This is a genomic window from Agromyces sp. Leaf222 (genome assembly GCF_001421565.1).
Taxonomy (GTDB): domain Bacteria; phylum Actinomycetota; class Actinomycetes; order Actinomycetales; family Microbacteriaceae; genus Agromyces.
The window spans coordinates 2,687,557-2,700,437 of sequence record NZ_LMKQ01000001.1 but is presented as its reverse complement, the minus strand read 5'-3'; the positions used below and the strand labels follow the sequence as shown (position 1 = coordinate 2,700,437).

Genomic DNA, 12,881 nt, shown 5'->3' with positions numbered 1-12,881 from the left:
GATGGAGGGGTGCACGCGCTCGAGGCCTTCTCCGAAGCGACGCGAACCTGGTTCGCGGAGTCGTTCCGCGCGCCGACGGCGGTGCAGTCCGCCGCGTGGCAGGCGATCGGGCGTGGCGCGCACGCGCTCGTCGTCGCCCCCACCGGGTCGGGCAAGACGCTCTCGGCGTTCCTCTCCGCGATCGACCGGTTGCACACCGAGCCGCCGTCTCGCGCCGACGGCGCTCCGCCCGGAACCCGGGTGCTCTACCTCTCGCCCCTGAAGGCGCTCGGCGTCGACGTCGAGCGCAACCTCCGTGCGCCCCTCACGGGCATCGCCCGCGTGTCCGAGCGGCTCGGCGTCGAGCCGCCGCACGTCAGCGTCGGCGTCAGGTCGGGCGACACCCCGGCCAACGAGCGGCGGGCGATGCTGCGCACGCCCCCCGACATCCTGATCACGACGCCCGAGTCGCTGTTCCTGATGCTCACGTCGCAGGCGCGCGAGACGCTCCGCACCGTCGAGACGATCATCGTCGACGAGATCCACGCGGTGGCCGCCACCAAGCGGGGTGCCCACCTCGCGCTCTCGCTCGAACGCCTCGACGCGCTGCTGCCGAAGCCGGCGCAGCGCATTGGCCTCTCGGCCACGGTGCGCCCCGTCGAGGAGGTCGCGCGGTTCCTCTGCGCGAGCGCCCCGGTCGAGATCGTCGCGCCGCCGAGCGAGAAGAGGTTCGACCTGCGCGTGGTGGTGCCCGTCGAGGACATGGCCCAACTGCCCGCGAGCGATGATGCCACCGGCTCCATCTGGCCGCACGTCGAAGAGGCGATCCTCGAGAAGGTGCTCGCGCACCGCTCGTCGATCGTGTTCGCGAACTCCCGGCGCCTGGCCGAGCGGCTCACGGCACGACTCAACGAGCTCGCGCTCGAGGCGTCCGAGCGCGAGGCGCTGCTCGTCGGGGCCGCCGGCAGCGGGCCCCCCGCCGCGGTCATGGCGCAGTCGGGCCAGACCGCTGGGGCGCCACCGCTGCTCGCGCGAGCGCACCACGGGTCGGTGAGCAAGGAGCAGCGCGCCGAGATCGAAGACGACCTCAAGAGCGGCCGGCTCCGCTGCGTGGTGGCCACATCGAGCCTCGAACTCGGCATCGACATGGGCGCGGTCGACCTCGTCGTGCAGGTCGAGTCGCCGCCGTCGGTCTCGAGCGGGCTCCAGCGGCTCGGGCGCGCCGGCCACCAGGTGGGGGAGGTCTCGCGCGGGGTGATCTTCCCGAAGCAGCGCGCCGACCTCGTGCACGCGGCCGTCACGAGCGAGCGCATGCTGGCCGGCGCGATCGAGACCATGCGGGTGCCCGCGAACCCGCTCGACATCCTCGCCCAGCAGACGATCGCCGCCTCGGCGCTCGACGCCCTCGACGTCGACGAGTGGTTCGACGCAGTGCGCCGGGCCGCCCCGTTCGGCGCATTGCCGCGCTCGGCCTACGAGGCCACGCTCGACCTGCTCGCCGGACGCTATCCGTCCGACCGCTTCGGCGAGCTCCGTCCGCGTCTCGTGTGGGACCGCGAGGCCGGTACGCTCGTCGGCCGCCCCGGCGCGCAGCGCCTCGCCGTCACGAGCGGCGGCACCATCCCCGACCGGGGCATGTTCGGCGTCTTCCTCGTCGGCGACGAGTCGGGTGGGCGGCGCGTCGGCGAGCTCGACGAGGAGATGGTCTACGAGTCCCGCGTCGGCGACGTCTTCGCCCTCGGGGCCACGAGCTGGCGCATCCAAGAGATCACCTTCGACCGGGTCAACGTCGTGCCGGCCTTCGGGCAACCGGGCCGGGTGCCGTTCTGGAAGGGCGATGGGCTCGGCCGACCCGCGGAGCTCGGGCGCGCGCTCGGCGCGTTCATGCGCGAGATCGCCTCGGCCGACGAGCCCGCCGCGCTCGAACGCGTCACGGCGGCCGGGCTCGATGCCTTCGCGGCGCGCAACCTCGTCACCTTCCTCGCCGACCAGGCGAAGGCCACCGGACACGTGCCGTCAGATCGCACGCTCGTCGTCGAGCGCACGCGCGACGAGCTCGGCGACTGGCGCGTCATCCTGCACTCGCCGTTCGGCATGCCGGTGCACGCGCCGTGGGCGCTCGCCATCGCCGCACGGGTCCGCGAGCGGCACGGCGTCGACGGTGCCGCCATCGCGGCCGACGACGGCATCATCGTGCGCATCCCCGACACGGGCGTCGACCCGCCGGGCTCCGACCTGTTCGTGTTCGAGGCCGACGAGCTCGAGCAGCTCGTGACCGAGGAGGTCGGCGGGTCGGCGCTGTTCGCGAGCCGCTTCCGCGAATGCGCGGCGCGAGCGCTGCTGCTGCCGAACTACCAGCCGGGGCGGCGCTCGCCGCTGTGGCAGCAGCGCCAGCGCTCGGCCCAGCTGCTCGAGGTCGCGAGTGCGTTCCCGACGTTCCCGATCATCCTCGAGACCGTGCGCGAGGTGCTCCAAGACGTCTACGACGTGCCCGCCCTCGTCGAACTGGCTCGGGATGTCGGTGCGCGCCGTGTGCGCCTCGTCGAGACCACGACCGAGTCGCCGAGCCCGTTCGCGAGCTCGCTGCTGTTCGGCTACGTCGGCGCGTTCATGTACGAGGGCGATTCGCCGCTCGCCGAGCGCAGGGCCGCGGCCCTCGCGATCGACACCGCGCTGCTCGGCGAGCTGCTCGGCCGGGTCGAACTGCGCGAGCTGCTCGATCCGGGGGTCATCACGACGACCGAGCGCGAGCTGCAGCGGCTCGCCGACGACCGCCGCGTGCGCGGCGCCGAGGGCGTCGCCGACGCGTTGCGCTGGCTCGGGCCCCTCACCGTCGAGGAGCTCGCCGAGCGCGTGAACGACGAGACCGATCCGGTCGCCGCCGTCGACGAGCTCGTGGCCGCGCGCCGCGCGGTGCGGCTGACGTTCGCCGGGCGAGAGCACGTCGCGGCGATCGAAGACGTCGGTCGCCTGCGCGACGCGCTCGGCGTGCCGGTTCCACCGGGCGTCGCGGTCGCCTTCGCCGAGCACGTCGGCGACCCGCTCGGCGATCTCGTGAGTCGCTACGCGCGCACCCACGGGCCGTTCGCGGCCGACGAGGTCGCCGACCGGTTCGGCATCGGCGTCGCGGTCGCGAAAGGCGCCCTGCGCAGGCTCGCCGACGAGCGCCGCGTCGTCGAGGGCGAGTTCCGCCCGAACGGCACCGCGACCGAGTGGTGCGACGCCGAGGTGCTCCGCAAGATCCGGCGGCGATCGCTCGCCGCGCTCCGACACGAGGTCGAACCCGTGCCGCAGGCCGTGCTCGCGCGGTTCCTGCCCGAGTGGCAGAACGTCGGCGGCCGGCTGCACGGCATCGACGGCGTGCTCTCGGTGGTCGAACAGCTCGAGGGCGTCCGCCTCCCGGCATCCGCCTGGGAGACGCTCGTGCTGCCCGCGCGCGTCTCCGACTACAGCCCGACGATGCTCGACGAGCTGATGACCACGGGCGAGGTCGTCTGGGCGGGGTCCGGTTCGCTCGCGGGCGACGACGGCTGGATCACGCTGCACCTCGCCGAATCGGCGCCGCTGACGCTCGACCCGCCGATCGGCGTCGAGACGACCGCGCTGCAGCGCGAGGTGCTCGTCGCACTCGCATCGGGCGGTGCGTACTTCTTCCGCCAGCTCTCCGACGCCGTCGGCCGGTTCGGCGGACTCGATGCCCCGGTCGTCGACGACGAACTCGTCGAGGCGCTGTGGGGACTCGTGTGGGCCGGCCTCGTCACGAACGACACCTTCGCGCCGGTGCGCTCGCTCATCTCCGGCGGCCGCAGCGCCCACCGCACGACCCGCCCGACTCCACGTTCCCGCATGATGCGTGGCCGCTCGCTTCCGCGCGCGTCGTCGGCGGTGCTGCGCTCGGGGCCGCCGTCGGTCGCGGGTCGCTGGTCGATCCTGCCCGTGCCCGATTCCGATGCCACCCGACGCGCCCATGCGCTCGCCGAGACCATGCTCGACCGCCACGGCGTCGTCACTCGCGGCACGGCGGTCGCCGAGGGCGTGCTCGGCGGGTTCGCCCTCGTGTACCGCACGCTCAGCGGGTTCGAGGAGTCTGGCCGGGCCCGCCGCGGATACTTCGTCGAGGCGCTCGGCGCCGCGCAGTTCGCCGGGCCCGGTGCGGTCGACCGGTTGCGCGGCTTCGCCGATCGAGACGACCGGCCGGACGACGCGCGCAAGGTGTTCGTGCTCGCGGCGACCGACCCGGCGAACGCCTACGGCGCTGCGCTGCCCTGGCCCGACCCACCGGGCGAGAGCTCCCATCGTGCGGCACGCAAGGCGGGCGCGCTCGTCGTCGTGGCCGACGGCGAGCTCGTGGCGTACGTCGAACGCGGCGGCAAGACGATGCTCGCGTACGTCGACGACCCTGCCGTGCTGCGGCAGGCCGCCGATGCCGTCGCCGCGCTCGTGCGCACCGGGCGGGTGCGACGCCTCGCCGTCGAGAGCGTCAACGGCGCGTTCGTGCTCGGTACGCCGTTCGGCGATGCCCTGAGGGCCGCGGGATTCGGCGAGACGCCGAAGGGGCTGCGACTCGATGCCAGAGGGTGACACCGTCTTCCGGGCGGCCGCTCGCCTGCACGCGGCACTCGCCGGGGCGGAGCTCGTGCGCACCGACTTCCGGGTGCCGAGGTACGCGACGGCCGATCTCGCGGGGGAGCGCGTCGACGAGGTCGTCGCCCGGGGCAAGCACCTGCTCATCCGCACGCCCGCCTGGAGCATCCATTCGCACCTGAAGATGGAGGGCGAGTGGCGCATCGTGGCGCCGGGGGAGCGTTGGCCGAAACCGGCGCACCTCGCGCGCGTCGTGCTCGAGACCGCCGACGCGACGGCGATCGGCTTCGAGCTCGGGCTCCTCGAGGTGCTCCGACGCGACGATGAGGCGGCGGCCCTCGAATACCTCGGCCCAGACCTGCTCGGCCCCGACTGGAACGCCGACGAGGCCGTCCGCCGGCTGCAGGCGAGTCCGGAGACGCCCGTCGCCGTCGCCCTGCTCGACCAGCGCAACCTCGCGGGCCTCGGCAACGTCTACGCCAACGAGCTGTGCTTCCTCCGCGGCATCCGACCGCATCGACCCGTGTCGAGCGTGCCCGACCTGCCGGCGGTCGTGTCGCTCGGGCGGCGACTCATCTTCGCCAACCGCGACCGCTCCGCGCGGGTGACCACCGGAGTCGACCGTCGCGGACAGCGGCTCTGGGTCTACGGACGCGCCGGCGAACCGTGCCGGCGCTGCGGCACGCGCATCGAGCGCGGCGAGCTCGGCCGCACCGACCTCGAGGAGCGCGTGACGTTCTGGTGCCCGAACTGCCAGCGGTGAGCCGGCGACGTGAGCACGAGAGCCCCGTGAACGACGATGGGGTCGCCGCGAGCTGCGGCGACCCCATCGTGCGGTGGGCGGGCTGAGTCAGTTGACCGGGCCGGTCCACTTCTCGCCTGGCCCCTGGCCGATGGCGTCGGGGATGACGGATGCCTCGCGGAACGCGAGCTGCAGCGAACGGAGTCCGTCGCGCAGCGAGCGGGCGTGCATGTCGCTGATCTCGGGAGCGCCCGCGGTGATGAGCCCGGCGAGCGCGTTGATGAGCTTGCGGGCCTCGTCGAGGTCGATCTGCGACTCGGGGTCGTCGGCGAGGCCGACCTTGACCGCGGCGGCGCTCATGAGGTGCACGGCGGCGGTCGTGATGATCTCGACCGCCGGTACCTCGGCGATGTCGCGTGTGGCGCCGTCGAGCGCCTCCTCGAGGTCGCCCTCGTGGTGTTCGGTGTGGCCGTCGGCGTGATCCTCGTGGGATCCGCCGGCGAAAGTGGGCTCGTCTGAATTCTCGATCACAGACATCCTCTGCTAGACTCGTTCGGTCCGGGTCTCGCACCCGGCACGCCGGGGCATGTCCCCGGCACGGCTGGGCTTGTCCCAGTACGGCTGGGCTTGTCCCAGTACGAAAGTGGAGATTCTCCCACCCGCGCTTACCGCTTCATCAAGGTTACCGGGTTGAATGCCCTCCGCCGCATGGCTCCAGATCGGCAACGATCGCGAGACATGGGGTAGTCAGGGGGCCGCAGTGCTGAATGGTGTGATTCCGTTCGGCGTGCGTGGATCTTCGCTCTCGAAACGGTGGGCGGCATCCGGTCTCCCATCGAGTGAAGAAGCTTGAGTAGAGGAGTACCCGCATCAGCGATCCCCGTACCAATGACCGTATCCGCGTTCCCGAGGTCCGCCTCGTTGGTCCCGCAGGAGAGCAGGTCGGCGTCGTGAAGATCGAGGTGGCCCTGCGGCTCGCGCAGGAAGCCGATCTCGACCTCGTCGAGGTCGCTCCGAACTCCAAGCCCCCGGTCGCCAAGATCATGGACTACGGCAAGTTCAAGTACGAGGCTGCGCAGAAGGCGAAAGAGGCCCGGCGCAACCAGGCGAACACGATCCTCAAAGAGGTCCGGTTCCGTCTCAAGATCGACAAGCACGACTACGAGACCAAGATGAAGCGCGCCATCGGCTTCCTGAAGGCCGGCGACAAGGTCAAGGCCATGATCCTGTTCCGAGGCCGCGAGCAGTCGCGCCCCGAGATGGGCGTCCGACTCCTGCAGCGCTTCGCCGAAGACGTCGTCGAGTTCGGCACGGTCGAGCACAACCCCACGATCGACGGCCGCAACATGGTCATGGTGATCGCCCCTCTCAAGAACAAGTCCGAGGCCAAGGCCGAGGCGAATGCACAGCGTGCTGCGGCGAAGTCGCGCCCGTCGGCGGATGCCGACGGCGAGGCCGAGACGCAGACGGCCGACGCCGAAGAGGCGTAGGCCAGACACCCACGTCCGCCACGAGTTGGCGGCAGAACCAAGGAGACACACGAGATGCCGAAGCAGAAGACCCACTCCGGGTCCAAGAAGCGCTTCAAGATCACCGGCAGCGGCAAGATCAAGAAGCAGCAGGCCGGAATGCGCCACAACCTCGAGGTCAAGGCCTCGAAGCGCAAGGCCCGTCTGAACCAGGACAAGGTCGTGTCGGCCCCCGACGCCAAGGTCATCAAGAAGCTTCTCGGCCGCTGAGCCGCGAGACCCGTTAAGGAAGAAACAGAGTCATGGCAAGAGTGAAGAGGGCGGTCAACGCCCACAAGAAGCGTCGCGTCATCCTCGAGCGCGCTGCGGGTTACCGCGGCCAGCGTTCGCGTCTGTACCGCAAGGCCAAGGAGCAGGTCACCCACTCCCTCGTCTACTCGTACAACGACCGCCGCAAGAAGAAGGGCGACTTCCGTCGCCTCTGGATCCAGCGGATCAACGCGGCTTCGCGTGCGAACGGCCTCACGTACAACCGCCTCATCCAGGGCCTCGGCCTTGCGGGCATCGAGGTCGACCGTCGCATCCTCGCCGAGCTCGCCGTGCACGAGCCGGCGACGTTCGCCGCGCTCGTCGAGTCGGCCAAGAAGGCCCTCCCGGCCGACACCTCGGCTCCGAAGACCGCCGCGTAAGCAGCAGCCTCGACTGACGTCGAACGGCCCGGCACCCCCTGCGTGAGAGCAGGGCGGTGCCGGGCCGTTCCGCGTTCCCGCCCTAGAATTGGCGTCATGCTCGAGAACCCCAGGTCTCCCCGTGTCCGCTCGGTCGCGAAGCTCGCCAAGAAGGCGTCGCGTTCCGAGAGTGGGCTGTTCCTGCTCGAGGGGCCGCAGGCGGTCTCCGAGGCGCTGCGGTTCCGGCCCGAGCTGGTGCTCGAGCTCTTCGCCACCCCGACGGCGCTCGAACGCCATCCCGAGATCGTGGCCGCGGCCGATGAAGCCGACCTCGAGATCGAGTACGTCACCGAAGAGGTGCTCGATTCCATGGCCGACACGGTGACCCCGCAGGGGTTCGTGGCGGTCTGCCGGCAGTTCCCGACGGCCGTGAAAGACGTGTTCGCGGCCTCCCCGAAGCTGATCGCGATCCTCGAAGAGGTGCGCGACCCCGGCAACGCCGGCACGATCGTCCGGGCAGCGGATGCCGCGGGCGCCGACGCGGTCGTGTTCACGGGTCGCGCGGTCGACCTCTACAACCCCAAGGTCGTGCGCAGCTCGACGGGGTCCATCTTCCACGTGCCCGTCGCGGTCGGCGCAGACCTCGCCGACGTGCTCGTGCGCGCCAGGGCCGCCGGCCTGACGGTGATCGCGGCCGACGTGAAGGGCGACGACCTCCTCGCGGCGCGCACCGACGGAACGCTGGCGAAGCCCACGGCATGGCTGTTCGGCAACGAGGCCAGGGGCCTGCTCGACGAGCAGCTCGAGCTCGCCGACCGGGTCGTCACGGTGCCCATCTACGGGCATGCCGAGTCGATGAACCTCGCGACCGCGGCATCCGTGTGCCTGTACGAGAGCGCCTTCGCCCAGCGCAGCGCCTGAGCGCCCCGCGGGTTACGAAAAGGTAACCAACCGCGTGCGATCCTGATCTCGGTGCCCTTCGCCCCCTAGTTTTGGGGGTATGGACCCGACCCAGCCAGCGCCGCCGACGTCGAACATCTCGGTCCGTCGTGGCGAACCCCTGGTCGTCGTCGACCACGTCGACAAGCACTACGGCGAACTGCACGTGCTGAACGACATCAACACGGTCGTGAATCGCGGCGAGGTCGTCGTGGTGATCGGCCCGAGCGGATCCGGCAAATCGACGTTGTGCCGTGCGATCAACCGCCTCGAGACCATCGACTCCGGTTCGATCTCGATCGACGGCCAGAAGCTCCCCGAAGAGGGCGCGGCGCTCGCAAAGCTTCGCGCCGATGTCGGCATGGTCTTCCAGTCGTTCAACCTGTTCGCGCACAAGACCGTGCTCGAGAACATCACCCTCGCGCCCACGAGGGTCAAGCGGATGTCGCGCAAGGCCGCCGAGGCCGAGGCGATGAGACTGCTCGACCGCGTCGGTGTGGCCAATCAGGCGAAGAAGCTGCCCGCACAGCTCTCCGGAGGCCAGCAGCAGCGCGTGGCGATCGCCCGGTCGCTCGCGATGAACCCGAAGCTCATCCTCATGGACGAGCCGACGAGCGCGCTCGACCCCGAGATGATCAACGAGGTGCTCGACGTCATGGTCGGCCTCGCCAAAGACGGCATGACGATGATCGTCGTGACCCACGAGATGGGCTTCGCCCGTAAGGCGGCCGACCGGGTGCTGTTCATGGCCGACGGCCGCATCGTCGAGGAGGCGACCCCGGCCGACTTCTTCGACAACCCGAAGTCCGACCGCGCCAAGGACTTCCTCTCCAAGATCCTCGACCACTAGACCCGGGTCGCCACGAGCGACCGGGAACCACCACCAGAAAGAGGCAACGGACATGACACGCATGAGAATCGCCCTCGTCGCGGCCGCAGCGGCCGCCGCACTGGCCCTGGCGGGCTGCAGCAGCGGGGGCAGCGACGACGCCGGCTCCGACGAGCCCGCACCCACCTTCGAGGCGGGCACCACCATGGCCCGGCTGCAGGAGGCCGGCGAGATCACGATCGGCACGAAGTTCGACCAGCCCCTCTTCGGCCTGGTCGGCCCGTCGGGCGAGCCCGAGGGGTTCGACGTCGAGATCGGCAAGATCATCGCCTCCGAGCTCGGCATCGACGAGGGCAACATCACCTGGACCGAGACGGTCTCGGCGAACCGCGAGCCGTTCATCGAGGGCGGCCAGGTCGACCTCGTCGTCGCGACCTACACGATCAACGACGAGCGCAAGGAGGTCATCTCCTTCGCGGGTCCGTACTACATGGCCGGGCAGTCGATCCTCGTGCTGGCCGACAACGACGACATCACCAGCGAAGAAGACCTCGTCGGCCAGCCGGTCTGCTCGGTCACGGGCTCGACTCCGGCGGCGAACCTCAAGGAGCTCGGTGCCGAGGTCCTCGAGACCGACACCTACTCCAACTGCCTCGAGCCGCTCCGCAGCGGCAAGGTGGTCGCCGTGTCGACCGACAACGTGATCCTCGCGGGCCTCGCAGCCCAGAACGAGGGCGAGTTCAAGGTCGTCGGCGAGCCGTTCACCGAGGAGCCCTACGGCATCGGCGTGCAGCTCGACGACACCGACTTCCGCATGTTCATCAACGACGTGCTCGAAGAGGCCTACGAAGACGGGCGCTACGAGGAGGCGTGGAACTCCACGGCCGGAACCGTGCTGCCGTTCGTCGACCCGCCCGCGGTCGACCGCTACTGATCCGAACGGGTCCGGGCCGCTTCCGGTCCGGACCCGTTCCTCCACCGAGAGGACCCGCGTGGACGTCGTCATCGCGAATCTTCCGCTCTACCTCGAGGGCTTCAGCGTGACGCTGCTGCTCCTCGCGGTCGGCGGTGCGGGCGCGCTCGTGCTCGGCACGCTCATCGCCGCGATGCGCATCTCGCCGATCGCGACGCTGCGCGTGATCGCCACGGTCTACACCGAGATCATCCGCAACACGCCGCTGACGCTCGTCGTGATCTTCTGTGCGATCATCCTCCCGATCCTCGGGTCCGAACTCCCGTACCTCATCGCCGGCATGATCGCCCTGGCGGTCTACACGTCGCCATTCATCGCCGAGGCGCTGCGCTCGGGCATCAACGGCGTGCCCGTCGGCCAGGCGGAGGCCGCCCGCAGCCTGGGCCTCGGCTTCGGCCTGACGGTCTCGCTCATCGTGCTCCCGCAGGCGTTCCGCATGACGATTCCGCCGCTCATCAACGTCCTGATCGCCCTGACGAAGAACACCTCCGTGGTCGGCGGCGTCGGATTCGTGAGCGAGCTGTTCGGCGTCGGCCGCACGCTCGCGAACGCGAACGGCGACGCGGTGATCGCCGTGCTGATCGGAGTCGCGTTCTTCTACCTCATCGTGACCGTGCCGCTCGGCCTGCTCGCGACGCAACTCGAGCGGAAGTGGGTGGTGCAGCGATGAGCGGCGCCAGTGTCCTGTTCGATGCGCCCGGCCCGAAGGCCCGTCGCCTCTCCCGCATCCTCTCGGCCGTCACGGCCGTGGTCGTGGTCGCGGGCCTCGGCTGGGTCTTCGCGACCCTGAATGCGCCGCGCGAGTCCGGCGGCATCACGCTTCCGGGCATGTTCGACACCGTGCGCTGGACCATCGTCGCCGACCCCGAGATGTGGGGCTTCATCATCAGCGTCGGCGTCTGGGGAACGCTGCGCGCTGCGGCCGTCGCCGCAGTGCTCGCCATCGCGATCGGCATCGTCCTCTCGCTGCTCCGCAGCTCGGCGATCGCCTGGGTGCGCATTCCCACTGCCGTGCTGATCGAATTCTTCCGCGGCATGCCCGTGCTGCTGATGATGCTCTTCATCCTGCTCGTCGCGGGCACCGGCCAGTACTGGGCGGTCGTCTCCGCGCTCGCGATCTACAACGGTGCCCTCATCGGCGAGACGCTCCGTGCGGGTCTGGTGGCCCTCCCCAGGGGTCAGCGCGAGGCCGCGCTGAGCGTCGGCATGCGGCCGCTGCAGTCCAAGATGCTCGTGGAGTTCCCGCAGGCGTTCCGCCAGATGCTGCCGATCATCGTCGCCCAGCTCGTCGTCCTGCTGAAGGACACCTCGCTCGCGTACATCGTCGGCTATCCCGAGCTGCTCCGCGTCACCCTCAACAACCTCGGCAGCTTCTACGGCAATCGCTACCTGTTCACCCTGTGGTGCATCGCCTTCGTGTTCTACCTCGTGATCGACCTCTCGCTCTCGTGGTTCGCGCGCTGGCTGGCGCGGCGCACCGATCGTCGCTACCACACCGGCAAGGGTGCTGCGGTCGAGGATCCGAACCAGGCGCTGCTGATGGCACAGGCGGTCGCGTCGGCTCGGCAGTCCGAGGGAAACAGTCAGGGCTGACTGATCAACGACGGCCGTCGACCCCGGCAGCCCGACCGAGCGCCGACCGCTAGACTCGTCTCTCGTGTCCGAGCCCCGTGAAATCACCGAGCAGTCCGTCGAGTCCGCGGTCACCGCGGCGCTCGCCGCGATCGCCTCGGCCGGCGATTCCGCCGCGCTGAAGGCCGTTCGCGCCGAGCACACCGGCGAGAAGAGCGAACTCGCCCAGCTGAACGCCGAACTCCGCAATGTCCCCAACGACCAGAAGGCCGCACTCGGCAAGCTCGTCGGCGGGGCCCGCGGCCGCGTCAACCAGGCCTTCGCCGCCCGCGAGAACGAGATCGTCGCCGCTGAGGCGGCGGCCCAGCTCGAGGCCGAGGCGGTGGATGTCACGGCGCTGCCGTCGCGGTACACCGCCGGCTCGCGGCATCCGCTCGCCCTGCTCGAAGACCGCGTGTGCGACGTCTTCACGGGCATGGGCTGGGAGATCGCCGAGGGGCCGGAGGTCGAGAGCGAGTGGTTCAACTTCGACGCGCTGAACTTCGACGCCGACCACCCTGCGCGCGCGATGCAGGACACCTTCTTCGTCGACCCGCCTGAGGCCCACCTCGTGATGCGCACGCACACGAGCCCCGTGCAGGTGCGCTCGATGCTCGACCGCGAGGTGCCGATCTACGTGCTCGCGCCGGGTCGCGTCTACCGCACCGACGAGTTCGACGCCACGCACCTGCCCGTGTTCATGCAGTTCGAGGGCCTCGCGGTCGACAAGGGCCTCACGATGGCGCACCTCAAGGGCACCCTCGACCACTTCGTGAAGTCGATCTTCGGCGACGAGGCCAAGGTGCGCCTGCGCCCCAGCTACTTCCCGTTCACCGAGCCGTCGGCCGAACTCGACTTCTGGCACCCGACCTTCAAGACGGGTCCGCGCTGGATCGAGTGGGGCGGATGCGGCATGGTGCACCCGAACGTGCTCCGCTCGGCGGGCATCGACCCCGAGGTCTACACGGGGTTCGCGTTCGGCATGGGCATCGAGCGGGGCCTCATGCTCCGCGACGGCGTGCAGGACATGCGCGAGATGGTCGAGGGCGACATCCGGTTCTCCCAGCAGTTCGGAATGGTGGTCTGA

12 protein-coding genes are annotated in these 12,881 nt (G+C 70.2%); 11 read left to right on the top strand and 1 reads right to left on the bottom strand.

Translation table 11 applies throughout. From position 1 onward, the window contains the following. The first annotated feature begins 9 nt into the window (after positions 1-9). Together ASE68_RS12060 and ASE68_RS12055 are read left to right on the top strand one after the other, a co-directional pair. On the top strand, positions 10-4,560 hold the full coding sequence (locus ASE68_RS12060) for an ATP-dependent helicase (protein ID WP_055858839.1): 4,551 nt from the start codon (positions 10-12) through the stop codon (positions 4,558-4,560). Further along, positions 4,547-5,326: a DNA-formamidopyrimidine glycosylase family protein gene (locus ASE68_RS12055; protein ID WP_055858835.1), complete on the top strand. Its 780-nt coding sequence runs from the start codon at positions 4,547-4,549 to the stop codon at positions 5,324-5,326. The genes ASE68_RS12060 and ASE68_RS12055 overlap by 14 nt, the downstream gene beginning before the upstream one ends. A gap of 87 nt (positions 5,327-5,413) precedes the next feature. On the opposite strand, the gene ASE68_RS12050 is transcribed toward ASE68_RS12055, so the two are convergent. Then, on the bottom strand, positions 5,414-5,842 hold the full coding sequence (locus ASE68_RS12050; protein WP_369800079.1) for a DUF1844 domain-containing protein: 429 nt from the start codon (positions 5,840-5,842) through the stop codon (positions 5,414-5,416). 332 nt (positions 5,843-6,174) lie between these two features. Here ASE68_RS12050 and infC point away from each other — a divergent pair, with 332 nt between their 5' ends. The 9 genes from infC to pheS all read left to right on the top strand — a co-directional run bounded on the left by infC (position 6,175) and on the right by pheS (position 12,881). Then, entirely contained in the window at positions 6,175-6,795 is a 621-nt protein-coding gene (infC, locus tag ASE68_RS12045; RefSeq protein ID WP_082462208.1) for a translation initiation factor IF-3, read from the top strand. A 54-nt stretch (positions 6,796-6,849) separates the two neighbouring features. Next, positions 6,850-7,044: a 50S ribosomal protein L35 gene (rpmI, locus tag ASE68_RS12040; RefSeq protein ID WP_055858832.1), complete on the top strand. Its 195-nt coding sequence runs from the start codon at positions 6,850-6,852 to the stop codon at positions 7,042-7,044. A 32-nt stretch (positions 7,045-7,076) separates the two neighbouring features. Further along, on the top strand, positions 7,077-7,463 hold the full coding sequence (gene rplT / locus ASE68_RS12035) for a 50S ribosomal protein L20 (protein ID WP_055858830.1): 387 nt from the start codon (positions 7,077-7,079) through the stop codon (positions 7,461-7,463). A gap of 96 nt (positions 7,464-7,559) precedes the next feature. Then, positions 7,560-8,363 carry an RNA methyltransferase gene (locus ASE68_RS12030; RefSeq protein ID WP_055858828.1) on the top strand — a complete coding sequence of 268 codons (804 nt, stop codon included), beginning with the start codon at positions 7,560-7,562 and terminating at the stop codon, positions 8,361-8,363. 79 nt (positions 8,364-8,442) lie between these two features. Continuing rightward, complete coding sequence (locus ASE68_RS12025) at positions 8,443-9,231, top strand: amino acid ABC transporter ATP-binding protein (RefSeq protein WP_055858825.1); 789 nt, start codon at positions 8,443-8,445, stop codon at positions 9,229-9,231. A 52-nt stretch (positions 9,232-9,283) separates the two neighbouring features. Continuing rightward, positions 9,284-10,144 carry a glutamate ABC transporter substrate-binding protein gene (locus tag ASE68_RS12020; protein WP_055858822.1) on the top strand — a complete coding sequence of 287 codons (861 nt, stop codon included), beginning with the start codon at positions 9,284-9,286 and terminating at the stop codon, positions 10,142-10,144. Positions 10,145-10,202: 58 nt separating this feature from the next. Next, positions 10,203-10,853: an amino acid ABC transporter permease gene (locus tag ASE68_RS12015; protein ID WP_055858819.1), complete on the top strand. Its 651-nt coding sequence runs from the start codon at positions 10,203-10,205 to the stop codon at positions 10,851-10,853. After that, positions 10,850-11,776 carry an amino acid ABC transporter permease gene (locus tag ASE68_RS12010; RefSeq protein WP_055858817.1) on the top strand — a complete coding sequence of 309 codons (927 nt, stop codon included), beginning with the start codon at positions 10,850-10,852 and terminating at the stop codon, positions 11,774-11,776. Before ASE68_RS12015 ends, ASE68_RS12010 begins: the two co-directional genes overlap by 4 nt. A gap of 64 nt (positions 11,777-11,840) precedes the next feature. Beyond that, positions 11,841-12,881, top strand: a complete 1,041-nt coding sequence (pheS, locus tag ASE68_RS12005) for a phenylalanine--tRNA ligase subunit alpha (protein WP_055858814.1) — start codon at positions 11,841-11,843, stop codon at positions 12,879-12,881.